Origin of the sequence: Caenibius sp. WL (assembly GCF_019803445.1) — a bacterium.
Taxonomy (GTDB): domain Bacteria; phylum Pseudomonadota; class Alphaproteobacteria; order Sphingomonadales; family Sphingomonadaceae; genus Caenibius.
Genome location: NZ_CP081844.1, coordinates 392,451 through 415,047, shown reverse-complemented (window position 1 = coordinate 415,047; position 22,597 = coordinate 392,451). Strand labels below are relative to the sequence as shown.

At 64.6% G+C, this 22,597-nt stretch carries 20 protein-coding genes; 10 read left to right on the top strand and 10 right to left on the bottom strand.

Annotated elements, in window-relative coordinates:
• Positions 1–91 precede the first annotated feature (91 nt).
• Entirely contained in the window at positions 92–694 is a 603-nt protein-coding gene (gene pdxH / locus K5X80_RS02035) for a pyridoxamine 5'-phosphate oxidase (RefSeq protein WP_222559198.1), read from the top strand.
• A 7-nt stretch (positions 695–701) separates the two neighbouring features.
• A complete protein-coding gene (locus K5X80_RS02030) occupies positions 702–1,616 on the top strand; it encodes a cation diffusion facilitator family transporter (RefSeq protein ID WP_222559197.1) in 915 nt (304 codons plus the stop codon).
• Positions 1,617–1,641: 25 nt separating this feature from the next.
• Here the strand turns inward: K5X80_RS02030 and K5X80_RS02025 are convergent, their stop codons facing one another.
• Complete coding sequence (locus K5X80_RS02025) at positions 1,642–2,769, bottom strand: serine hydrolase domain-containing protein (protein ID WP_222559196.1); 1,128 nt, start codon at positions 2,767–2,769, stop codon at positions 1,642–1,644.
• A 127-nt stretch (positions 2,770–2,896) separates the two neighbouring features.
• Between K5X80_RS02025 and K5X80_RS02020 the strand changes: the two genes are divergently transcribed.
• On the top strand, positions 2,897–3,193 hold the full coding sequence (locus tag K5X80_RS02020) for a hypothetical protein (RefSeq protein WP_222559195.1): 297 nt from the start codon (positions 2,897–2,899) through the stop codon (positions 3,191–3,193).
• A 30-nt stretch (positions 3,194–3,223) separates the two neighbouring features.
• Here the strand turns inward: K5X80_RS02020 and mnmA are convergent, their stop codons facing one another.
• Complete coding sequence (gene mnmA, locus K5X80_RS02015) at positions 3,224–4,384, bottom strand: tRNA 2-thiouridine(34) synthase MnmA (protein WP_222559194.1); 1,161 nt, start codon at positions 4,382–4,384, stop codon at positions 3,224–3,226.
• Between the two features lie 185 nt (positions 4,385–4,569).
• Between mnmA and sciP the strand changes: the two genes are divergently transcribed.
• From sciP to K5X80_RS01990, 5 genes are all read left to right on the top strand, one after another.
• A complete protein-coding gene (gene sciP / locus K5X80_RS02010) occupies positions 4,570–4,869 on the top strand; it encodes a CtrA inhibitor SciP (protein WP_222559193.1) in 300 nt (99 codons plus the stop codon).
• 182 nt (positions 4,870–5,051) lie between these two features.
• The gene (locus K5X80_RS02005; protein WP_222559192.1) at positions 5,052–5,318 is read left to right on the top strand and encodes a GlsB/YeaQ/YmgE family stress response membrane protein; all 267 of its coding nucleotides are present in this window, start codon (positions 5,052–5,054) and stop codon (positions 5,316–5,318) included.
• A gap of 193 nt (positions 5,319–5,511) precedes the next feature.
• On the top strand, positions 5,512–6,705 hold the full coding sequence (locus tag K5X80_RS02000) for an efflux RND transporter periplasmic adaptor subunit (RefSeq protein WP_222559191.1): 1,194 nt from the start codon (positions 5,512–5,514) through the stop codon (positions 6,703–6,705).
• A gap of 11 nt (positions 6,706–6,716) precedes the next feature.
• Positions 6,717–9,887: an efflux RND transporter permease subunit gene (locus K5X80_RS01995; RefSeq protein ID WP_222559190.1), complete on the top strand. Its 3,171-nt coding sequence runs from the start codon at positions 6,717–6,719 to the stop codon at positions 9,885–9,887.
• Between the two features lie 53 nt (positions 9,888–9,940).
• Positions 9,941–11,149: a DUF445 domain-containing protein gene (locus tag K5X80_RS01990; protein ID WP_283249259.1), complete on the top strand. Its 1,209-nt coding sequence runs from the start codon at positions 9,941–9,943 to the stop codon at positions 11,147–11,149.
• Position 11,150: 1 nt separating this feature from the next.
• On the opposite strand, the gene K5X80_RS01985 is transcribed toward K5X80_RS01990, so the two are convergent.
• From K5X80_RS01985 to sucC, 4 genes are all read right to left on the bottom strand, one after another.
• Entirely contained in the window at positions 11,151–12,062 is a 912-nt protein-coding gene (locus K5X80_RS01985) for an energy transducer TonB family protein (protein WP_222559188.1), read from the bottom strand.
• 217 nt (positions 12,063–12,279) lie between these two features.
• Complete coding sequence (locus K5X80_RS01980; RefSeq protein WP_222559187.1) at positions 12,280–13,209, bottom strand: electron transfer flavoprotein subunit alpha/FixB family protein; 930 nt, start codon at positions 13,207–13,209, stop codon at positions 12,280–12,282.
• A 37-nt stretch (positions 13,210–13,246) separates the two neighbouring features.
• Positions 13,247–13,993: an electron transfer flavoprotein subunit beta/FixA family protein gene (locus K5X80_RS01975; RefSeq protein WP_222559186.1), complete on the bottom strand. Its 747-nt coding sequence runs from the start codon at positions 13,991–13,993 to the stop codon at positions 13,247–13,249.
• A gap of 202 nt (positions 13,994–14,195) precedes the next feature.
• A complete protein-coding gene (gene sucC, locus K5X80_RS01970; protein ID WP_222559185.1) occupies positions 14,196–15,395 on the bottom strand; it encodes an ADP-forming succinate--CoA ligase subunit beta in 1,200 nt (399 codons plus the stop codon).
• A 117-nt stretch (positions 15,396–15,512) separates the two neighbouring features.
• Here sucC and K5X80_RS01965 point away from each other — a divergent pair, with 117 nt between their 5' ends.
• On the top strand, positions 15,513–16,301 hold the full coding sequence (locus K5X80_RS01965) for a 3'(2'),5'-bisphosphate nucleotidase CysQ (protein ID WP_222559184.1): 789 nt from the start codon (positions 15,513–15,515) through the stop codon (positions 16,299–16,301).
• Between the two features lie 90 nt (positions 16,302–16,391).
• Here the strand turns inward: K5X80_RS01965 and K5X80_RS01960 are convergent, their stop codons facing one another.
• Positions 16,392–17,084: a YiaD family glycine zipper/OmpA-like lipoprotein gene (locus K5X80_RS01960; RefSeq protein WP_222559183.1), complete on the bottom strand. Its 693-nt coding sequence runs from the start codon at positions 17,082–17,084 to the stop codon at positions 16,392–16,394.
• A gap of 212 nt (positions 17,085–17,296) precedes the next feature.
• Between K5X80_RS01960 and K5X80_RS01955 the strand changes: the two genes are divergently transcribed.
• Positions 17,297–18,619: a hemolysin family protein gene (locus K5X80_RS01955; RefSeq protein WP_261390594.1), complete on the top strand. Its 1,323-nt coding sequence runs from the start codon at positions 17,297–17,299 to the stop codon at positions 18,617–18,619.
• Positions 18,620–18,696: 77 nt separating this feature from the next.
• Here K5X80_RS01955 and K5X80_RS01950 read toward each other — a convergent pair whose 3' ends face one another.
• From K5X80_RS01950 to ileS, 3 genes are read right to left on the bottom strand one after another with little or no spacing between them, the layout of a single operon-like run.
• Complete coding sequence (locus tag K5X80_RS01950; protein WP_222559182.1) at positions 18,697–19,107, bottom strand: DUF3035 domain-containing protein; 411 nt, start codon at positions 19,105–19,107, stop codon at positions 18,697–18,699.
• A 4-nt stretch (positions 19,108–19,111) separates the two neighbouring features.
• Entirely contained in the window at positions 19,112–19,645 is a 534-nt protein-coding gene (gene lspA, locus K5X80_RS01945; protein ID WP_222559181.1) for a signal peptidase II, read from the bottom strand.
• A complete protein-coding gene (gene ileS / locus K5X80_RS01940; RefSeq protein ID WP_222559180.1) occupies positions 19,642–22,539 on the bottom strand; it encodes an isoleucine--tRNA ligase in 2,898 nt (965 codons plus the stop codon). The genes lspA and ileS overlap by 4 nt, the downstream gene beginning before the upstream one ends.
• Positions 22,540–22,597: the final 58 nt, after the last annotated feature.

Below are 22,597 nucleotides of genomic sequence, written 5' to 3'. Positions count from 1 at the left end.
GCCAGCCGTGCGGGCGGCGGAAAACGTGCCGCCGGACTGTGTCACCTGTGTCACCCCCCTTGGCCCGTGCCGTTTCTGACAGGATTGAACGATGCAAGCTGAACAGGATGCGATCCCCCATGGCGATCCCTTCGCCCTTTTTGCGGCATGGTTCGAGGATGCGCGGCAAAGTGAGCCCAACGATTCGAACGCCATGGCACTGGCCACGGCGACCCCGGGCGGGCTCCCCTCGGTGCGCATGGTGCTGCTCAAGGGCCATGGGCCCGATGGGTTCGTGTTCTACACCAACGCGCTGAGCCGCAAGGGGCAGGAAATCGCCGCCAATCCCCATGCGGCGCTGCTGTTCCACTGGAAGAGCCTGCGCCGCCAGATCCGCATCGAAGGGCCGCTGCACGAAGTCAGCCCGGAACAGGTCGATGCCTACTTCGCCAGCCGGCACCGCGATTCGCAATTGGGGGCGGTGGCTTCCGATCAATCCGCGCCGCTGGATTCGCGGGCCACGTTCGTTGCCCGGTTCGAGGCGGCACAGGCGCGGTTCGCGGGGCAGGCCGTGATCCGCCCGCCGCACTGGAAAGGGTTCCGCCTGACGCCTGAACACATCGAATTCTGGCAGGATCGCGATCACCGGTTGCACGAACGGCGGCGCTTCACCCGCGATGGGGCCGGGTGGGCCAGCACGCTGCTCTATCCGTGAGCTGACAATGGATCGGGCCGCTCTCAACCGCAGTGCCGCGTTCGCCAGCATATCGGTGGCGGTGTTTCTCGTCGCGCTCAAGGGATGGGCGGCGTGGTCGACCGGTTCCACCGCGATGCTCGGCAGCCTGGCCGATACCGCGCTCGACCTCATCGCCAGCGTGGCCACGCTGGTGGGGGTGTGGGTCGCCGCGCAGCCGGTCGACCGCGGGCATCGCTTCGGCCATGGCAAGGCGGAAGCGCTGGCGGCCATGTTTCAGGTGGTGTTGATCGCGATCTCGGCGCTGACGCTGGCCCTGCGCGCGGTGGAACAGTTCATGGCCGGCGCGCGGACCGCAGCCGCGTCCGAAGGGATCGGAGTTTCGCTGGTGGCGATGGCGGCAACCGTGGCATTGCTCGGCTGGCAGCGCCATGTCCTGCGCCGCACTGGCAGCCTGGCGATCGCCACCGACCATGTGCATTATCAGTCCGATCTCTTGCTCAATCTGGCGGTGATCGCCGCGCTGGCGCTGGATCAGTTCGCCGGGATCGCGGGGGTCGATCCGCTGTTCGGGTTCCTCATCGCGCTGTGGTTGGGCTGGGGGGCGTGGAAAGCCTCGCACGCGGCGATCGACCAGTTGATGGACCGGGAATGGCCCGAGGAACGGCGGCGCGCGTTCATCGATGCGATACCGCGCCCGCCGGAACTGCGCGGGGTGCATGATCTGCGCACGCGCACATCGGGCGATCAGGAATTCGCGCAATTCCATGTCTGGCTGGACGGGAATCTCACTGTCAAGCAGGCGCACAAGGTGATGGACGAAATCGAAACCGCGCTGAAAGCGGCGTTTCCCGATGTCGAAATCTTCATCCACCCCGATCCGGTGGGCCATGTCGACAAGGGGCTGGCGGCGGTGAACGTCCTGCGCCCGGCGCGGGATTGAGGCTCTCGGCCCGCCTCGCGCAGGGCTAATCCGCCGGATAGATCGCGGCGATGCGCGAAAGATCGTCCATCAGCTTGCGCGTGTCGGCATCGCTGGTGCGACCGAAGCGGACGATGGTCAGCTTCTGTTCGGGGGAAACCAGCACATACTGGCCGTGGTGCCCCGCCATGCCGAACAGGTTTGCCGATCCCTGCCCGGGGAACAGCACGCGCCGTTCGCCCCCGGAATTGCGATTGAGCCACAGCCCCGCGCCATAATCGGGCGCGCGGGGGGAAGGGCGGCGCATGAAAGCGATCCAGCCGCGCGGGACCACCTGTGCGCCTTTGACCGAGCCGCTATGGCGGAGGAATTCGCCGAACCTGCCCCAGTCGCGCGCGGTGGCGTGGATCATCGCGCCGCCGATCATCGTGCCGGCCGCGTCGTATTCGGCGGTCATCGACGACAGGCCGACCGGGCCATAGAGACGGTCGTGCATGAACCGGCGCACCGCCGCCTGGCGGCTTTCGGCATCCCGGCGCGGAGTCAGCACGCGGGCGATGATATCCGACAGAATGATGCTGCTGTTGGTCGAATATTCGAATTTGCGGCCCGGTTCGGCTTCCAGCGGTTGCGCTTCGGCTTCGGCGGCCATGTCGTCCCGCCCGTCCATGAACAGCACGCGCACCGTGTCCGCGCGATAGGGCGGATCGGCGCTTTCGGTGTGACGCAGGCCGGAGCGCATCTGCAGCAGTTGCCGCAGCGTGATATCCCCGCGCGCATCGCCGGGGCGCTGCCAGTGCGCCACCGGGGCCGATTCGTCGAGCCGCAGCTTGCCTTCGGCTACGAGAATGCCGATGGCCACCGCCGTCACCGTCTTGGACAGCGACCAGCCGAGGAACATGGTCTTGGGCCCGTACCCTTCGGCGTAGCGTTCGGCCACGATCTCCCCGCGATAATAGACCAGCAGCGCGCGGGTTTCGCCGATTCCCTCGTCGGTGAACAAGGTATCGACCGCGCGGGCGAGCTGTTCGCGCGGGGCGCCGGGGTCTTTCACCACCGCCGCCATCGCTGCCGCGCTGGGCGGTTCGGGAGCTTGAGGCGCGCCGTCGCTGCCGCAACTCGCCAGGGCTGGCAGCAGGGCGAACGAGGCGATAAGGGGGAGGCGGCGCGGCATGGCTGCGCTTCACTTGCCCAAGCAGGGAATGATGGCAACCGCAAAGAAACCGTCCGGCAGGAATTCAGCCGCGCCGAGGAAATCCGCACGCAGGAACTGGGGCTTCCTTCCGCGGCGCTGGCTGCATGTGGCGCTTCTCCTCGCTCTGGTGGCGGGGGGGCTGTTCTATGCCTATCGCGAGCCGCTGTTCGGCTATTCGCAGGCAGGTGCGGCCTATGGCGCCCGAATCGGGTGCTCCTGCCGCTATATCGACGGGCGCGATCTGGGGAGCTGCAAAGGCGATATGGAAGACGGCATGGGCTTCGTTTTCCTGAGCGAAAACCCCGAAGCGCGCACTGTCACCGCGCGGGTGCCGCTGCTGGCCAGCGCCACGGCCGAACACCGCAAGGATTGGGGCTGCGTGCTGGAAAAGTGGGAAGACTGATCGCCTGCCGGGCTCCCGGGCCCGGCGCGGTCAGGCGGGTTCGGTCCCGTCGATCCAGCCGCCGCCGATCACCCGGTCGCCCAAGTAGAGCACGGCCGCCTGTCCCGGCGCAACGCCGTATTCGGGTTCGGCGAAGCGGATCGTCACCGCCGCGTCATCGCCCAGCGGGCCTTCCAGCGTGACCGGAACCGGCTTGGCCAGCGAACGCACTTTCGCCAGCAGCGGTGCGTCAGCGGTTGCGGGCATGGGGCCGATGCGGTTGGTTTCGATCACCCGCGCCGCGCCGACCGCCAGCATCCGCCGGGGGCCGACCAGCACTTCAGCCCGATCCGCGTCGAGCGCGACGACATAGAGCGGTTCGGCCTGCCCGCCGATTTCAAGCCCGCGCCGCTGCCCCACGGTATAATGGATGACGCCCGCATGCTGGCCCAGCACCGCCCCCGTTTCGGCATGGACGATGGCCCCGGCGCGCGCGCCTTCGGGGCGGATGCTGCGGACGATCTTGGTATAATCGCCATCGGGGACGAAGCAGATATCCTGGCTGTCGGGCTTGGCCGCCACGCGCAGGCCCGCGCTTTCGGCAATGGCGCGCACCTGCGGCTTGGGCAGGCCGCCCAGCGGGAAGCGCAGGAAATCGAGCTGGGCCTCGGTCGTACCGTAGAGGAAATAGCTCTGATCGCGCGCGGGATCGAGCGCGCGGTGCAATTCCGGCCCGGCGGGGCCGAGGACGCGGCGGACGTAGTGCCCCGTCGCCAGGCAATCGGCGCCGAGATCGCGCGCCATGGCCAGCAGATCGGTGAATTTCGGCCCCATGTTGCAGCGGATGCAGGGAATCGGCGTACGCCCGGCGAGATAATCGTCGGCAAAACGTTCCACCACGTCTTCCCGGAAGGACGATTCGTGATCGAACACGTAATGGCCGATGCCCAGCCGGTCGGCGACGGACCGGGCATCGCGGATATCGTCGCCCGCGCAGCAGGCGCCCTTGCGCCCGGTGGCCGCGCCATAATCATAGAGTTGCAGCGTGATACCAATCACTTCGGCCCCGCTCGCCGCGGCGAGCGCGGCCACCACCGAACTGTCCACCCCGCCGGACATGGCCACCACGATGCGGCATTGCGGCGCGGGGCGCGGCAGATCGAACAGGCTGGCCGGATCGAAATCCAGGGCAAGATCGCGGACTGGGGTCATGCGGGGCCCATACACGCCCCGGGCCCGCACGGCAAAGGCCCGATTGCTGCCGTCTGGCGGGGTGGGAACCGCAACGGAAAAAGTGAACGGGATGTTAACCTTATTGTTTTAGCGAATGGCAAACCGGGAACGCCATGGTCTGGTCCAAGGGGGCATTGCTAGGATCTGCGAGCAGAGGATAGAGAATGATTGAGAATCAGAAAATCCGCCCGGCGCAGGTCATCGGTCCGCTCGGCGAGCCCTTGACGCTGGCATCGCTTCCGCCGCCAAACACGCGCCGTTGGGTCGTGCGGCGCAAAGCGGAAGTGGTGGCAGCCGTGAACGGTGGATTGTTGACCATTGACGAAGTGCTGGAACGGTATGACCTGACCTTGGAAGAATTCGCCTCGTGGCAACGGGCGATCGATCGTTCCGGGATGCAGGGGCTGCGTGTCACGCGCATCCAACATTATCGCGACCTTTACGAACGGCAGTTGAAATACTGATCCGCGGATAGGGTAGCGTATGAAAGGGCCGGGCATTCCGGCCCTTTTTTGTTTGGTGTTTACATCGGGCGCCAGACGATCAATTATCACGCATATTGAAATGTATCTTCGCACGCGGAACGAAAGGATCGCTCAGGCGTAAACGCATCGTCACCAAACAAGAACAGCTGGAGGATCTGAAAATGGGTTGGATTATTGCGCTTATTGTTGGTGGTGTCGCTGGCTGGCTTGCAAGTCTGCTGATGAACCGGGACGGCTCGATGGGCATTGTCTGGAACATCATCGTCGGGTGTGTCGGCTCTGTTATCGGCAATGCACTGGCCGGCCCGTTGCTGGGCATACAAGGCACCGTGCAATCCTTTTCGTTGACTGGTTTGCTGATCGCGATTGTCGGCGCTGTCGTGCTGCTTGCGATCGTCAATCTGATCCAGCGCGGGCGGGTTCGTTAACCACGCCTTCGGCATGGAACCGGCACGGGGTGGCCCGCCGATGGCAGGCTGCCCCGTATCGCTTTCGGCGGTGCGCAGTGCGCCCGCGATTGCCAGCGCAGTGCGCGGCGTTTATGGCATCTGGCTTGCAGCCGGGCGCCCGAGGCCCCGATGCTCCAATGCACCGGATACAGGCTAGGGTACGGCAGGGGCCATGAACTACGAATCTTCCCTCGCGGCTGAAAGCGATGGCGCGGCGCCCGTGGACGATGCGCCGCCGCAAACCGCGCAGGGCGTGTCCCGGCGCAGGCTGTTCATTATCGGCGCGCTGGTGCTTGCCGCCTTGCTGATCGGGGCCCTGCTGCTGCGTGAAGGGGAAGGCGGCGGCGCGGCCGACGATGCCGACGCCAGCGTGCCCACGGTTTCCGTCATCGTGCCGGGGATGACCACGATCAACAGCACGATCGACGCCACCGGCACTCTTGCCGCGCGGCGTGAAATGCCGGTGGGCGTGGAAGGCGAAGGCGGCCGCGTGGTTTCCGTCCCGGTCGAACCGGGCCAATGGGTGAAGCGGGGGCAGATCCTCGCCGTGATCGACCGTTCGGTGCAGAATCAGCAGATCGCCAGCGCATCGGCGCAGATCGCCGTGGCCCGCGCGGATGCGAATCTCGCCCAGTCCAATCTCAACCGTGCTCTGAAGCTGGTGGAACGCGGCTTCATCTCCAAGGCCGATGTCGACCGGCTGACCGCCACCCGCGATGCGGCCGTGGCGCGGGTCAATGTCGCGCGGGCCCAGCTCGGCGAACTGCAGGCCCGCACCGCACGGCTCAATATCGTCGCGCCGGAGGCGGGGCTCCTGCTTACCCGGGGGGTGGAACCGGGACAGGTCGTCACCGGCGGCCCCACCGTCCTGTTCAGCATCGCCAAGGGCGGGGAACTGGAATTGCTGGCCAAGCTGAGCGAGGAAGATTTGGCGAGCGTCGCCCTGGGGCAGACCGCCGCCGTCACCCCGGTCGGCTCCGGCAATAGCTTCACCGGCCAGATCTGGCAGGTTTCCCCGATTATCGATCAGCAGAACCGCCAGGGCACCGCGCGGATCGCTCTGGCCTATGCGCCGGAACTGCGCCCGGGCGGCTTCGCCTCGGCCCGGATCGAAGGCCGCGCCGTGGCCGCGCCGATGTTGCCTGAATCCGCGATTCAGAACGACGAACGCGGCAGCTTCGTCTTCGTCGTCGGCAAGGACGACAAAGTGCAGCGCCGCGCCGTGAAGACCGGGATCGTCACCGCCAAGGGCATCGCGGTGCGTGAAGGGTTGAGCGGAAGCGAGAGGATCGTGTTCCGCGCGGGCGGCTTCCTGTCGCCGGGGGACAAGATCAAGCCGGTTCTGGTCAAGCAGACGGGTAGCTGAGCGAGCGGACCATGAGCTTGCGCAACATCTCCGCCTGGTCGATCCGCAACCCGATCGTTCCGAGCATCATTTTCGTGGGCCTGCTGCTGGCGGGCCTGGTCGCGTTCATGCGCATGGATGTGAACGATTCGCCGGATATCGATTTTCCGGCGGTGATCGTCACCGTGGCGCAGCCGGGTGCGGCGCCGACCGAAATCGTCACCCAGATCACGGAGAAGGTCGAATCTTCCGTCCGTTCGATCAGTGGGGTGGACTGGATCGAATCCACCGCCAGCGAAGGCAATTCGACGACGATCGTGTTCTTCGCCATCGGCACCGACGTCAACGTGGCGGTGAGCGAGGTCAAGAACGCGGTCGACCAGATTCGCGGCGATTTGCCCGACGGCATTCTCGAACCGCGCGTCACCAAGGTGGATTCCGCAGGGGGCGGGCCGCTCGCCTATATGGCGGTCAGCGCCGACGACATGACGATGGAACAGCTGAGCTGGTTCGTCGACGACACGATTTCGCGCCGGTTGCTCTCGGTCGAAGGCATGGCCGAAGTGGCGCGCGGCGGCGGGGTCGACCGTGAAATCCGCGTGGTGATCGATCCCGCGCGGATGCAATCGCTGGGGGTCACGGCGGGGCAGATCAACAATGCGTTGCGCCAAGTCAATGTCGATGCCTCGGGCGGGCAGGCCGAGATCGCGGGCGCGCGCCAGTCGGTGCGGGTGCTGGGCAACGCCGCCGATGCGCGGGCGCTGGCCGATACGCGGATCAGCCTGGGCACCGGGCGCACGATCAAGCTGAGCGATGTCGCCCAAGTCTATGACGGCTATTCCGAGCAGACTTCCATCGCCAAGCTCAACGGGCGGCAGGTCGTCACGTTCGGGATCAAGCGCGCCAAGGGCGCTTCCGATGTCACCGTCTATGACGGGGCGATGGAAAAGATCGCCCAGATCGAAAAGGAAAACCCCGGCATCCGCATCACGCCGCTGTTCACCACGATCGATTACACCAAGGGGCAATACGCCTCCTCGATGGAAGCGATGGTCGAAGGCGCGATTCTGGCGGTGATCGTGGTGTTCTTCTTCCTGCGCGACTGGCGGGCCACGATCATCGCGGCAGTAGCTATCCCGCTCTCGGCGATTCCCACATTCTGGTTCATGGACCTGATGGGGTTCACGCTGAACACGTTCTCGCTTCTCGCGCTCAGCCTCGTGGCCGGGGTGCTGGTCGATGATGCGATCGTCGAGATCGAGAATATCGTGCGCCATATGCGTATGGGCAAAAGCGCCTATCAGGCCTCGATCGATGCGGCGGACGAAATCGGCCTCGCGGTGGTGGCGACGACGTTCTCCATCGTCTCGGTCTTCCTGCCGGTGGGGCTGATGCCGGGCGTTTCGGGCCAGTTCTTCAAGAACTTCGGCCTGACGGTGGTGGTCGCGGTGCTGATCAGCCTTGCCGTCGCCCGCATGATCACGCCGATGTTCGCGGCCTATTTCCTCAAGGCCAAGGGTGAAAGCAGCCACGGCGAAGGCCGGCTGATGGACATCTACATGAAAGTGCTGCGCTGGTCGCTCGACAAGAGCGGGGCCGATGCCTATCGCGCGCGGCATAACCATTCGCGCAGCCTGCGCATCCGCCTGGCGGCCTACTTGCGCGATCACCGCATCTGGATGCTGGGGACGGGGATCGCCGCTTTCGTGCTGACCATCGTCCTGCTGAGTTCGATCCCGGCGCAGTTCATGCCGAATTCGAACAACGATTCGAGCCAGGTCAACATCGAGATGGTCCCCGGGACGACGCTGGAACAGACCGTGGCCGTGTCCGATGCAGTGGTGGCGCGGCTCAAGGCCCAGCCCGAGGTCAAGCTGGCCGTCGCCGTCATCAAGGAAGGCAGCGCAAACATCTACATTTCGCTGCGCGAAGACCGCAAGACCACCAGCATCGAATTTGAACGCCGCCTTGCCCCGCAATTGCAGGCCGTGCCCGATGCGCGCGTCAGCTTCGCGACGCAATCGATGGGGGCGGGCTCCGGCCGCGATGTCACGGTGATGCTCACCGGGTCCGATCCGGTGCTGTTGCAGCATACGGCGCAGACGCTTGTCGAACAGATGCGCACGATTCCCGAAGCGGTCGCCCCGCGCATCGCCGCCGACCTGCAACGGCCCGAACTGATTATCGAACCCCATTTCGATCTTGCCGCGCAACTGGGGGTGACGACCGGCTCGCTGAGCGAGGCGATCCGCATCGCCACGCTGGGCGAGATCGATCGCAACGCGGCCAAGTTCTCGCTTTCGGACCGCCAGGTGCCGATCCGGGTGATCATGCCCAAGGCGTCGCGGCGTGATCTGTCGACCATCGAAAATCTGCCCGTGCCCACGGTGACGGGCGAATCGGTGCCCTTGAAGCGCCTCGCCACCATCCGTTTCGGCGCGGGGCCGACGCAGATCCAGCGGTACAATCAGGCGCGGCGCGTGTTCATCGGCGCCGATCTGGCATCGGGCGCGGTGAAAGGCCCGGTCGACAAGAAGATCAGCCAGTTGCCGATCATGCGCAATCTGCCCAACGGGATAAGCACCGAACCGGTCGGCGACGCCAAGATGGAACAGGAACTGGTGGTCAATTTCGGCACCGCCGTGATCAGCGGTATCCTGCTGGTGTTCGGCGTGCTGGTGCTGCTTTACAAGCGGATCGTCTCGCCGTTGGTGAATATGACTTCGCTGCTGCTGGCGCCGCTGGGCGGCCTGCTGGCCATCGTCCTGATCGGCCAGCCGCTGTCGATGGCGGTCTATATCGGCATTCTGATGCTGCTGGGGATCGTTGCCAAGAACTCGATTCTGCTGATCGATTTCGCGATCGAGGAAATGGATCGCGGCGTGCCCAAGCTGGAGGCGATCATCGATGCCGGGCACAAGCGCGCCCAGCCCATCGTGATGACCACGGTGGCGATGACGGCGGGCATGGTGCCGACGGCGATCGCCCTTTCGGGTGACGGTTCGGTGCGTGCGCCGATGGGCACCACCGTGATCGGCGGCCTGCTGCTGTCCACGATCCTGACGCTGGTGATCGTGCCGGCCGGTTTCAGCTTGGCCGACAGTTTCGAAAAACGTGTCGGCCCGTGGCTGCGCGACCGCTTCCTGACCTATCGCCCCGGTGACAAGCGCGAGCCGGGGCCGGAAACGGCCGTGGCGGAGTAAGCTTGGCTGGCGGTTCCCCTTCTGTGTTGACTGCGGAACAGCGCTTCCGCCGGATGCGGATGACGGCAACCGGGCTGCTGGTCCTGATGGCGGGGCTGTTCCTGCTGGCGCGGCACAATCAGGCGCTGCATCCTGCCTGGGGCTATCTGCTGTCGTTCAGCGAAGCGGCGATGGTGGGCGGTCTGGCGGACTGGTTCGCGGTCACCGCGCTGTTCCGCCGCCCGCTTGGCCTGCCGATCCCGCACACCGCGATCATCCCCGAAAACAAGGATCGCATCGCCGATACGATGGCCGCGTTCCTGCGCGACAATTTCCTGACGCCGCAGGTGGTTGCGCGCCGGTTACGCGGAATGAATCTGGCGGCGGCGGCAGGGCGCTTCCTCACCGAAAAGCGCGGGGGCGAACAGCGCCTGCGCAATGGCGCGGCGCGGCTCCTGGGCGATGTCCTGCGCTCGCTTGACCAGAAGCGGCTGGGTGGAATGATCAAGGATGGCCTGCGTGGCCAGTTGCGCAAGATCGAAGTGGCGCCATTGATCGGCCAGATGCTCGGTGCTGCCATCGCCGATGGCCGCCATCTCCCGGTGATGGAGCGGGCGATCCAGTGGATCGGGCGCACGCTGGAAGACAACGAAGACCTGGTGCGCGCGATGATCAGCCAGCGGGCCAACCGCCTGCTTCAGTTGACCGGGCTCGATGCGAAGATCGCCAACGCCGTGCTCGACGGGATGTACAAGCTGCTGGCCGAACTGGCGGTGCAGCCGGGCCATCCCCTGCGCCGCAAAGTGGAACAGGGGATGCAGGAACTGGCCGGGGCCTTGCAGCACGATCCCGCTCTACGCGCGAAAGTGGAGGCGATGAAGCTGGAACTGCTGGCCGATGCCTCGGTCGGCCACTGGCTTGATGGCCTATGGGAACGTGCGCGCGGCGCCTTGCTGCGCGCGGTGGACGATCCGGAACAGGCGCTGTCGGGCCAGTTCGGGGCGATGCTGGCCGAACTGGGGCAAGCGCTGGAACGCGATCCGCGTCTGCAATTGCTGATCAACCGCTTCGCCCGGCGGACGATGGTCGGCATCGCCACCCGCTATGGCGGGCAGATCGTCCAGCTCGTGTCCGAAACCGTGCGCCGCTGGGATGCCCGCACGGTGACTGCCCGGATCGAAGCCGCCGTCGGCCGGGACCTCCAGTTCATTCGCATCAACGGCACGATGGTCGGCGGGCTGGTCGGCCTTGCCATCCATTTCGTGGATAGCGTGGTGCTGTGATCTAGCGTCTGTCCGGGCGGTTGGGAATATCGAAGCGCACAGTGCTGACATGATAGGAGGGAACGGGTTTTCCCTCGATGTTGAGCGCCGGTTCGAAAGAGGCACGCTTCATAACCTTATCGCATACAGCCTTTTCGAATTCGGGACCGCCTACCGCATTTTGGATATGGCAGCTCGTCGCGTTGCCGCTGGCGTCGAGCATAAGGCGAAAATTGATGATGGCGCGTGCCCCGTCCCACGCAGCCAGCGTCGGGTAATCGGTTGATTTCATCCATTCACCAGGATTTGTCTTTGGCGTGGCGGGCCTGAGCAGGCGTTTTTGCTCATCTGGTTTCAGCCCCCAGGTCGTGACCAGATCATCCATGCATTTGTGAAGCGCGGCCATGGGGGCACCCATCGGGCCCAGTTCCAGCAAGGTGAGACCTTTGGGGCCACGCCCCGTATCGAGGTGGAATTCCGTAACCCTGTTTTCCCGTTCCGGCGTCATGGCCGGGCGGACCAGCCAACGATTCAATATGGAGAGTCTGCCCGGGGCATCCGGAGCAGCCATTCTCACTGCCGGAAGAATGAAGGCAATGGGAACCCTGTTTTTGCCATATCCGCGGTAATGGGGGACGGATTGCCAATCTTCCCCCGGTCCGAAGCGGATGCGTATTTCGCGTGTTTCGTCGATGGTGCGGGCTGGTTTGCCCGCCAACGTAAGATGGAACCAGTCACCTGGCTGGAATTGCTCCATCGACATGAGGACTTTGCTATCGCCCTCGCCATATCCGCGTAGCAACACGCAACTGTCGTCGGCATAATCCATTCGCCATTTCGAAGTCGCGATAAGGCGCGATGGCGTATGGTCCGCCGCCCATGCAGGCTTGCCCAACGCCAGACACAGAATGACAGCGGCTTTGACAAATTTCATCCGTTCACTCCCCAAATGAACGTTGTGTGCTGGCACAAGACGCTGAAATCGCAGGGATTGCAAGTGGGGCTTTTGCGTATGCGTGAAAGAGCGGGAAGTGTTGCAGCCTCTCCGCTGCTGCCGGAATAGGGTGGGGCCTCGCGTTCGGTACGGGCACCCATAAAAAACGCCCCCGAAGCGGATGCTGCGGAGGCGTTTTTCGGAAGGATCGGTCCGATCAGAGTTTGCTGGTCAGATCCGGCACCGCAGTGAACAGGTCCGCAACGAGGCCGAGGTCGGCGACCTGGAAGATCGGTGCGTCCTCGTCCTTGTTGATGGCGATGATGGTCTTCGAATCCTTCATCCCTGCAAGGTGCTGGATCGCGCCCGAGATGCCGACCGCGATATAGACTTCCGGCGCCACGATCTTGCCGGTCTGGCCGACCTGGTAATCGTTGGGCACATAGCCCGCGTCGACAGCGGCGCGCGAGGCGCCGACGGCTGCGCCAAGCTTGTCGGCCAGCGGGAAGATGACCTGCTGGAACGTGTCGCTGTCCTTCAGCGCGCGGCCACCGGAAACGATGATCTTGGCGCTGGTCAGTTCCGGACGTTCCGACTTGGCGATTTCCGAGCCGACGTAGCTGGACAGGCCGGCATCGCCCGGGCCGGCCACCGCTTCGACCGCCGCCGAACCGCCTTCGGCCGCAGCCTTGGCGAACGCGGTGCCGCGCACGGTGATCACCAGCTTGGCATCCGCGCTTTCGACCGTGGCAATGGCGTTGCCGGCGTAGATCGGACGGGTGAAGGTCTTTTCGCCTTCGACCGAGAGGATGTCGGAAATCTGCATCACGTCGAGCAGTGCGGCGACGCGCGGGGCGACGTTCTTGCCGGTGGTGGTGGCGGGGGCCACGAAGGCATCGTGGCTGGCCATCAGATCGGCGATCAGCGGGGCGATGTTTTCGGCGAGCGCGTGGCCATAAGCGGCGTTGTCGGCCAGGTGGACCTTGGCGACACCAGCGATCTTGGCGGCCTGATCGGCGACGGCGGCGCAGCCTTCACCGGCGACGAGGAGATGAACTTCGCCAAGCTGCGAAGCGGCGGTCACGGTGGCGAGCGTCGCATCCTTGACCGAGGCGTTGTCGTGTTCGACCCAAACAAGCGTTTTCATGGGCTTTTCCTTGAAATTCCGTTGCGACAGGCGGGGATCAGGCGATCCCCAGCTCCTTGATCTTGGCGACGAGCGTATCGACGTCGGCCACTTTCACGCCGGCCTGGCGCACGGGCGGTTCGTTGACCTTGAGCGTCTTGAGGCGCGGTGCGGTGTCGACACCGTAATCGGCCGGGGCCTTGGTCGCCAGCGGCTTGGACTTTGCCTTCATGATGTTGGGCAGCGAGGCATAGCGCGGTTCGTTGAGGCGCAGGTCGGTGGTGACGATGGCGGGCAGGGCCAGCTTCACGGTTTCGAGACCGCCGTCGACTTCGCGCTTCACGACGACCGAATCGCCTTCCACGGTCACTTCCGAGGCAAACGTGCCCTGCGGGCGGCCAAGCAGCGCGGCGAGCATCTGGCCGGTCTGGTTGGAATCGTCGTCGATCGCCTGCTTGCCGAGGATCACGAGACCCGGCTGTTCCTCGTCGGCAATGGCCTTGAGGATCTTGGCCACGGCCAGCGGTTCGACTTCGTCATCGGTCTGGACGAGGATCGCGCGGTCTGCACCCATGGCGAGCGCGGTGCGCAGCGTTTCCTGGGCTTTCGCCGGGCCGACCGAAACGGCGACGATTTCCGTCGCCACACCCTTTTCCTTCAGGCGAATCGCTTCTTCGACAGCGATTTCGTCGAACGGGTTCATGCTCATCTTGACGTTGGCGAGGTCCACGCCCGTGCCGTCCGCTTTCACGCGGGGCTTCACGTTGTAGTCAATCACCCGCTTCACGGGCACCAGAATCTTCATGGGCTCTTGTCCTTCTAGCGTGGGCCGGCTGGCTCCATCCCCTTTTGCGCGGGGCCGACCTTGTGAATATGAACCTGCTGAAAAAGGAATTGCGACCAGAGCGGCGTCTGGTCAACCCCTCGCCCTTCGCGGCGCGCCATGCCTGTGCACGGGCCGCGAAGGGCGTTCGGTTCTATCCCCGGGGTTGGGGTGCAGACTGCGCTCAGGCAGCCTTCTTCACTTCGGCAACGATCTTCTGGGCGGCGTCGCCCAGATCGTTGGCGGAAACGATGGGCAGGCCCGAATTGTCGAGGATTTCCTTGCCCTTTTCGACATTGGTACCTTCGAGGCGGACCACCAGCGGAACCGAGAGGTTCACTTCCTTGGCCGCGGCCACGATGCCGTCAGCGATGACGTCGCACTTCATGATGCCGCCGAAGATGTTGACAAGAATGCCTTCCACCGCGGGGTCGGACAGGATGATCTTGAACGCTTCGGTGACTTTTTCCTTGGTGGCGCCGCCGCCGACGTCGAGGAAGTTGGCCGGGAACGCGCCGTTCAGCTTGATGATGTCCATCGTCGCCATGGCGAGGCCTGCGCCGTTGACCATGCAGCCGATGTTGCCGTCGAGCTTGATGTAAGCGAGATCGTACTTCGAAGCTTCGACTTCGGCCGGATCTTCCTCGGTTTCGTCGCGCATCGCTTCCACGTCGGGGTGGCGGTAGAGCGCGTTGGAATCGAGGCTCATCTTGGTGTCGAGCACGAGCAGCTTGCCATCGTCGGTTTCAACCAGCGGGTTGATTTCGAGCATCGCGCAATCGAGATCCATGAACGCGGTGTAGAGCTGCTGGGCCAGCTTCTGCGCCTGCTTGTTGAGATCGCCTTCGAGCTTGAGCGCGAACGCCACGGCGCGGCCATGGTGCGGCTGGAAGCCTTCCGCCGGATCGATAGTGATCGTGGTGATCTTTTCCGGGGTCGAGTGGGCGACTTCTTCGATGTCCATGCCGCCTTCGGTCGACACGATCATGGCGACACGGCCGCTGGCGCGGTCGACCAGCATCGAGAGATAGTATTCCTTGGCGATATCGACGCCATCGGTGACGTAGAGGCGGTTCACCTGCTTGCCGGCTTCGCCGGTCTGCACGGTGACGAGCGTGTTGCCGAGCATTTCCTTGGCGTTGGCTTCGACTTCCTCGATCGAGCGGGAGAGGCGCACGCCGCCCTTCGCATCGGGGCCGAGTTCTTTGAACTTGCCCTTGCCGCGGCCGCCGGCGTGAATCTGGGCCTTCACGATGTAGAGCGGTCCGGGCAGCTGCTTGGCGCCTGCCACGGCTTCTTCAACGCTGAGTGCGGGGTAGCCGGCGGGGATGCCCACGCCATATTTCGCAAGCAGTTCCTTGGCCTGGTATTCGTGAAGGTTCATGTCGATCGCTTTCCGGTGGATTCGGGTTGCAGATGGGGTTTGCGGCGCGCCTTTGCACATCATGGCGCGCTTGAAAAGTGCTGCGGCACAGCGCAAAGCTGCAAAACACGTTCGCACATGATCAATCAAGCCCGCCTGGAAGAAATCGTTCGTCATGCCGCAGGCATCGCAATGGCCAGTTGGCCGGGCGCGGGGCATGAGGTGGAACGCTGGGAAAAGAGCCCCGGAGACCCTGTCAGCGCGGCGGATATCGCGGTTGACCGGTATCTGAAACGTGAACTGACCGCGCTGCTGCCTGCGGCGGGCTGGCTGTCGGAAGAGACCCGGGATCATCCCGCCCGGCTGCAACAGGATCTGTGCTGGCTGGTCGATCCCATCGACGGGACGCGCGATTTTTTACGCGGACGCAGCGGCTGGAGCGTTTCCGTCGCTCTGGTCAGCGGCGGGCGGCCGTTGATCGGCCTGCTTTACGCCCCGGCGCGGGGGGAGGAATGGGCCGCGATCGCGGGGCAGGGCGCATGGCGCAACGGGGCACGGCTCACCGCCAGCCAACGCACGAATTTCCACGGCGCGCGCGTGCCCGCCGATTCGCTGCCGCCGCAGGACCGCGATCTGGTGATGGTGGACAAACCCAATTCGATCGCTCTGCGCATCGCCATGGTCGGTGCGGACGAGGCCGATCTGGTGGCGACACTGCGCTGGGGCTTCGAATGGGATATCGCCGCCGCCACGCTGATCGCGCGCGAAGCGGGGGCGACGGTGAGCGACGCTTTCGGCCAGACGCTCGCATTCAACAAGCGCGATCCGCGCGCATTCGGCCTGCTGGTCAGCGCCCCGGCGATTCATGGCGCGGCGGTGGCGCGGCTGGCGGACAGAGCTGCTCAACTTGCTTTCCCGGACACCTGACGGGAAAGCCGTTGCGCCCGCGAAAAAGGGGCCGGCCCCGTGGGCCAGCCCCTTTCCGCCCCCCACAAGGGGCATTGGCGAACAAGGCGATCAGTAACCGCGGCGGGCCGCGTCGACATCTTCCTTGCTGATCGGGGTGATTTTGATTTCCACACGGCGGTTGAGCGCGCGGCCTTCCGCCGTGTCGTTGGTGGCGACCGGATATTGTTCCCCAAAGCCCTGGGAGCGGATGCGGGCCGCCGAAACGCCGCGCATGCCGAGGTAATTGGCCACCGATTGGGCGCGCCGTTCGGACAGGGCCTGGTTGTACGAATCCGAACCGGTGGAATCGGTGTGGCCATACACGTCGATCAGGCTGTCGGGATAAGTCTTCATGCTTTCCGCGATCTGGTTCAGCGTCGTCTGGAAGGACGGGCTGATCGTGGAGCTGTCGACCGCGAAAGTGACGCCATCGGGCAGATTCACCAGAATGGCGTTGCCGTTGTCGGTTTCCGACACATCGATGCCCGAACCGGCGGTCTTTTCCTTCAATTCCCGGATCTGCTGATCCATCTTGTAGCCGACAGCACCGCCAGCGACGCCGCCGATCCCGGCGCCGACGATACGGGCGGTCTTGCCACCGATGATGCTGCCCAGAAGATAACCGAGACCGGCCCCACCGACGCCGCCGATGGCGGTACGCGAAACCTTGCGTTCACCGGTGTTGGGGTCGGTGACACAGGCGGTAACGGTGACGAGAGACATCGCGGCAAGGCTCGAAACGAACAAACGGGATTTTTTCATGGGTTCTCCAATCCTCTTATCGGTACGCTCAAGGCTTGCCCCTCTGACAAGGCCTCGGTCGCCGGTCATAAATCTCGCGTACTGGATGAACGGGAAATTGACCGGACTTCCGGTGAAACGCAATACGGCATCTGTCTGTTCCCGGACGGGATATTGCGCGCGCGGCCTGTAAACGCTTCGCCTTGCGCCCGGTTTCTGCTAGCGCCTCGCGCGTGACACCGTTTCCTTGGATCGATGTGCTCGTCATTGCGGGGCTCATCTTCATCAACGGCATCTTCGCGATGTCGGAACTGGCTATCGTTTCCGCGCGCCCGGCGCGTCTCCAGATGGAGGCGGACAAGGGCAGCAAGGCGGCTAAGGCCGCGCTTGCGCTCGAAGCCGATCCGGGAAAATTCCTTTCGACCGTGCAGATCGGCATTACGCTGGTGGGGATCATCGCCGGCGCCTATTCGGGGGCCAGCCTCGGCGGCCCGACGGGCGAACGGCTCGTGGCTCTGGGCCTGCCCGCGCGCATCGCCGGCGAAGTGGGTTTCGCGCTGGTTATCGTGTTGACGACCTATCTCAGCCTCGTGGTCGGGGAACTGGTTCCCAAGCAGATCGCCCTGCGCGGTGCGGAACGGATCGCGCTGGTCATGGCGCTGCCGATGGTCATGCTGTCGCGAATCGCCGCCCCGTTCGTGTGGCTGCTGGACCGTTCTTCCGCCACTCTGCTGCGTTTGCTGGGTATCCGCCATGCGGGCGAATCGGGGCTGACGGCGGAAGAACTGCAGATGATCTTTGCCGAAGCGACCCGTTCGGGCGCGATCGAGGAGGATGAGCGGGCGATCATGGCCGGGGTCATGCGGCTGGCCAATCGCCCGGTGCGCGAAGTGATGACCCCGCGCACCGAAATCGACTGGATCGAGCAGACGGCCGATGCGGACGAACTGGCCGAACTGATCGAGGAAACCCCCCATTCGCTGATTCCGGTGGCCGATGGGTCGCCCGACCGGATTCTCGGCGTGGTCAAAGTGCGCGAGATTCTCGCGCTGCAACTGGCGGGCAAGCCGGTTGCGTTGGCCGATCTGGCCCGCAAGGCGGCGATCATTCCCGACCAGCTCGATGCGATGGACGCGCTACGCATTCTCCAGCAGGCCGATATCGCGATGGCGATGGTCCATGACGAATACGGCCATCTCGAAGGGATCGTGACCCCCAACGACCTGCTGACCGCGATCGTCGGCCAGTTTGTCGGCCATCAGGACGAAGGGGATGAACCCCTGCTGGTAACGCGCGCGGACGGTTCGCTGTTGGTGTCGGGGGCGATGCCCGCCGACCTGATGGCCACCGCGCTCGAAATCGCGCTGCCGGAAGACCGCGAATATGCGACGGCGGCGGGCTATGTTCTGTCGGTGCTCAAGCAGTTGCCGCAGGAAGGCGAAACGTTCGAGGAGGAAGGCTGGCGTTTCGAAGTGGTCGACATGGACGGGCGCCGGATCGACAAGCTGCTGGTGCAGCGCATTGCCCCGCCAACCGGAGAAGCTGACGAGAGCTAGTCCGCTCTCTGCCCGGACAACGAAAAAGGCCCGCCATTGGCGGGCCTTTGCGTATCGGGTGGCGTTTCCGCCAGCCGTCAGCCGGGGATCACCGCGCGGGCCGATTGGCCATCGCCCTGCGGCGCGGCGAGGATATCGCGCGTCACCGTGCCTTTGGCGACCGAATTGGTGTTTTCATCGCCCACGGTGGAGCGGATGCCGGGGGTGGCACCGCCCGCCCGATCCAGCGCGCTGGTTTCGAGATCGCTGCGCGGGGCAGGGCCGCCGAACAGCGTTTCGAGAGCCTTCTGGCTGGCGTTGCCTTCGGCCGGCCGCGGCGCGCCGGGTTGCGGCGGAGCCATCTCGAAATCGGGCGGAACAACCAGCGGGGCTTGCCGTTGCACGGCCATTTCATCGGGCCGATCGCGGTTGAAGATACCGCCGCCGCCGCAAGCCGACAGCGCCGCCGAACCGGCAGCGAGGAGGAGAAGGGCGTGGATCTTGCGCATGGTGTCAGGTCTCCGCAGGGCTTTTGCCCTGATCGTCAGTTTCCGTTTCACTGGGCTTTTCGCGCAGGAAAAAGGATCGGGCAAGGATAATTACCACGCCGAAGGTGATCGCGGCGTCGGCAAGGTTGAAAATCATGAACGGGCGGATGTCGCCGATATGGAAGTCGGCATAGTCGATGACATAGCCGAGCAGGAACCGGTCGCGGATGTTGCCCAGCGCTCCACCGAGAATCAGTGCCAGGGCAATGATATCCCATAGTTTCTTTTCGCGCAGCATCCAGATGAACACGGCCAGCGCGATGAGCCCGGTGACGGCCACCAGCGCCCAGCGCATTTCCACCGAATTGGCGGTGAACATGCCCAAAGACACGCCGAAATTCTGCGTCCAGCGGAGATCGAAAAACGGCAGGAGGTCGATCACTTCGCGGTCGCGCAGTTGCAGCGGGCCGACCATCAGCGATTTGATGAACTGGTCGAGCAGGAAAATCAGCCCGGCCAGCATCAGCCCGATCGCGCGATTGCGAGTCAGCCAGCTCATTGCGCGGCTTCCGCTTGCACCAGCGCATCGTCGCAACGGGCGCACAGGGCGCCGTCCTCGGCCACGTCGGGCAGATGGCGCCAGCAACGGCCGCACTTATGATGCTCTGTGGGGGTGACTTCCATCGCCCCTTCTTCGCTGCATGACACTGTCGAGGTGATGAACAGTTCGGCCAGGGCGGCGTTGGCGGTGCCCGGGGGCACGGCGGCGGCGGGCACGGCCACTTGTGCTTCCAGCCCCGAACCGATCACCTTTTCGCGCCGCAGCGGCTCGATCGCTTCGTTCACCTTTTCCCGCAGCGAACGCAGTTGCGCCCATTTGGCGAGATCCGCTTCGGTCATGGGCACCGCGGGCCATTCGAGCAGGTGGACGCTGCCCCCTTCCGGATAGCGGGTGCCCCACACTTCCTCGCCCGTATAGACCAGCACCGGCGCGGCATAGCGGATCAGGGCATGGAACAGCGTGTCGAGCGCGCTGCGATAGGCGCGGCGGCGCGGATCGCCGGGGGCATCGCAATAGAGGCAGTCCTTGCGGATATCGAAATAGAAGGCCGAGAGGTCTTCGTTGCAGAAATCGGTCAGCGCGCGGACATAGGTGTTGAAATCGAACGCATCGACCGCCTGCCGCAAAGTCGCATCCAACTGGCCGAGAAGGACCAGCATATACCGTTCCAGCTCGGGCATTTCGGCCACGGGCAGACGTTCCGCCTCGTCGAAATCGGCCAGCGCGCCCAGCATGTAGCGGAACGTGTTGCGCAGCTTGCGGTACTGGTCGGCCACACCTTTGAGGATTTCCGGGCCGATGCGGTGATCTTCGGTGTAATCCACCGACAGCGCCCACAGGCGGATGATGTCCGCGCCGTAATCGCGCATCACATCCAGCGGGCTGATCGTGTTGCCGAGGCTCTTGGACATTTTCATGCCCTTGGCGTCCATGGTGAAACCGTGAGTCAGCACCGCTTTGTAAGGCGCGCGGCCGCGCGTGGCGCAGCTTTCCAGCAGGCTCGACTGGAACCAGCCGCGATGCTGGTCGCTGCCTTCGAGATAAAGATCGGCGGGCGGGCCGGTGTAGCCTGCCGGGCGGGTCAGTTCAGGCCAGCGCCCGCTTTCCAGCACGAAAGCATGGGTGGAACCGGAATCGAACCACACGTCGAGAATGTCGGTCACACGCTCGAAGTCGGCCAGATCGTATCGTTCGCCCAGCAGGGCCTGCGCGTTTTCTTCATCCCATGCATCCACGCCGCCTTCGCGGATCGCGGCGATGATCCGGGCGTTGACTTCCGGATCGCGCAGATACTGACCGGTTGCCCGGCTGACGAACAGCGTGATCGGCACACCCCAGGCGCGCTGGCGCGAAAGCACCCAGTCCGGGCGGCTTTCGACCATGGAGCCGATGCGGTTGCGGCCCTTGTCCGGCACGAAGCGGGTTTCGGCAATCGCGCGCAGCGCCGTCTGGCGCAGGGTTTCGCCATCGCCCTGCGCGGCGCGGATTTCCGCCTCGGCGGCGCAGCGCGGCGTGTCGCGGTCGATCGGTTTGTCCATCGGCACGAACCACTGCGGGGTGCAGCGATAGATCACCTTGGCCTTGGAGCGCCACGAATGCGGATAGGAATGCTGGTAATCGGCGCTGGCCGCCAGCAGCGCGCCCGCCGCGCGCAGATCTTCGCAAACCGGGCCTTCCGGCGCGTTGAATTTGGGATGGATGACCGAGGCGGAGCGTTCGTCCGTGCGCGGCAGCCACAGCCAGTCTTCGCGATAGCGGCCATCGGCCTCCACCACGAATTTGGGGCCGATGCCGCGCGCCTTGCACAGGTCGAAGTCATCCTCGCCATGATCGGGCGCCATGTGGACGAGGCCGGTGCCGCTGTCGGTGGTGACGAAATCGCCGGCGAGCAGCGGACGCGGTTCGGCGAAGAAGCCGCCCAGATGGTGCATCGGGTGGCGTGCGACGGTTCCGGCAAGGTCCGCGCCGCGATACGTGCCGAGCGCGTATTCGCTGAGCACGACATCGCCTTCGATGTCCTCCGCCACCGGGCCGAGGCCGGTGCGCGCGAAGAAGGCTTCGAGCAGATCGACCGCGATGAGGAAACGCCGCCCGTCATGCGCCCGGTAATGGTGGTATTCCACTTCGGGACCATAGGCGAGCGCCTGGTTGACCGGGATCGTCCATGGCGTGGTGGTCCAGATCACCGCGTGCGCGCCGACCAGTTCGGGGATCGGGCTTTCGACGATCTCGAACGCCACATCGACCTGGGTCGAGGTGATATCCTCGTATTCCACTTCGGCTTCGGCCAGCGCGGTCTTTTCCACCGGGCTCCACATCACCGGCTTGGCGCCGCGATAGAGCTGGCCGCTTTCCGCGAATTTCAGCAGTTCGGCAACGATTGTCGCCTCCGCCGCGAAATCCATGGTCAGATAGGGCTTGTCCCAGTTGCCGCACACGCCGAGGCGCTTGAGTTGCTCGCGCTGCGTGTCCACCCACTGCTGGGCATAGGCGCGGCATTCGGCGCGGAATTCCTTCGCCGGGACCTCGTCCTTGTTCTTTTTCTTCTTGCGGTACTGTTCCTCGACTTTCCATTCGATGGGCAGGCCGTGGCAGTCCCAGCCGGGGACATAGGGCGCATCCTTGCCGAGCAGAGTCTGCGTGCGCACCACCATGTCTTTCAGAATATGGTTCAGCGCGTGGCCGATGTGCATGTCGCCGTTGGCGTAAGGCGGACCATCGTGGAGAATGAACTGTTCCCGCCCCGCGCGCGCTTCGCGCAGGCGCTGGTACATGCCGTCCGCTTCCCAGCGCGCCAGAATGCCCGGCTCCTTCTGGGGCAGGCCGGCTTTCATGGGGAAATCGGTCTTCGGCAGGAAGACGGTGTCTCGATAGTCGCGCTGTTCGCTCATGGGCCAGCGCCGTTAAAGCAAAGTGCGGCCTTGGGGAAGGGGCGCAGCGCGGTCGACC

Coding starts and splice junctions, on each gene's coding strand:
- sciP (WP_222559193.1), top strand. CDS start 4,570: ATGATTGAGAATCAGAAAATCCGCCCGGCGCAGGTCATCGGTCCGCTC.
- K5X80_RS01990 (WP_283249259.1), top strand. CDS start 9,941: ATGCGGATGACGGCAACCGGGCTGCTGGTCCTGATGGCGGGGCTGTTC.
- lspA (WP_222559181.1), bottom strand. CDS start 19,645: ATGAGCTGGCTGACTCGCAATCGCGCGATCGGGCTGATGCTGGCCGGG.
- K5X80_RS01980 (WP_222559187.1), bottom strand. CDS start 13,209: ATGAAAACGCTTGTTTGGGTCGAACACGACAACGCCTCGGTCAAGGAT.
- sucC (WP_222559185.1), bottom strand. CDS start 15,395: ATGAACCTTCACGAATACCAGGCCAAGGAACTGCTTGCGAAATATGGC.
- mnmA (WP_222559194.1), bottom strand. CDS start 4,384: ATGACCCCAGTCCGCGATCTTGCCCTGGATTTCGATCCGGCCAGCCTG.
- K5X80_RS01950 (WP_222559182.1), bottom strand. CDS start 19,107: ATGCGCAAGATCCACGCCCTTCTCCTCCTCGCTGCCGGTTCGGCGGCG.
- K5X80_RS02005 (WP_222559192.1), top strand. CDS start 5,052: ATGGGTTGGATTATTGCGCTTATTGTTGGTGGTGTCGCTGGCTGGCTT.
- pdxH (WP_222559198.1), top strand. CDS start 92: ATGCAAGCTGAACAGGATGCGATCCCCCATGGCGATCCCTTCGCCCTT.
- K5X80_RS02025 (WP_222559196.1), bottom strand. CDS start 2,769: ATGCCGCGCCGCCTCCCCCTTATCGCCTCGTTCGCCCTGCTGCCAGCC.
- K5X80_RS01965 (WP_222559184.1), top strand. CDS start 15,513: ATGATCAATCAAGCCCGCCTGGAAGAAATCGTTCGTCATGCCGCAGGC.
- ileS (WP_222559180.1), bottom strand. CDS start 22,539: ATGAGCGAACAGCGCGACTATCGAGACACCGTCTTCCTGCCGAAGACC.
- K5X80_RS01995 (WP_222559190.1), top strand. CDS start 6,717: ATGAGCTTGCGCAACATCTCCGCCTGGTCGATCCGCAACCCGATCGTT.
- K5X80_RS02000 (WP_222559191.1), top strand. CDS start 5,512: ATGAACTACGAATCTTCCCTCGCGGCTGAAAGCGATGGCGCGGCGCCC.
- K5X80_RS01960 (WP_222559183.1), bottom strand. CDS start 17,084: ATGAAAAAATCCCGTTTGTTCGTTTCGAGCCTTGCCGCGATGTCTCTC.
- K5X80_RS02030 (WP_222559197.1), top strand. CDS start 702: ATGGATCGGGCCGCTCTCAACCGCAGTGCCGCGTTCGCCAGCATATCG.
- K5X80_RS01985 (WP_222559188.1), bottom strand. CDS start 12,062: ATGAAATTTGTCAAAGCCGCTGTCATTCTGTGTCTGGCGTTGGGCAAG.
- K5X80_RS01975 (WP_222559186.1), bottom strand. CDS start 13,993: ATGAAGATTCTGGTGCCCGTGAAGCGGGTGATTGACTACAACGTGAAG.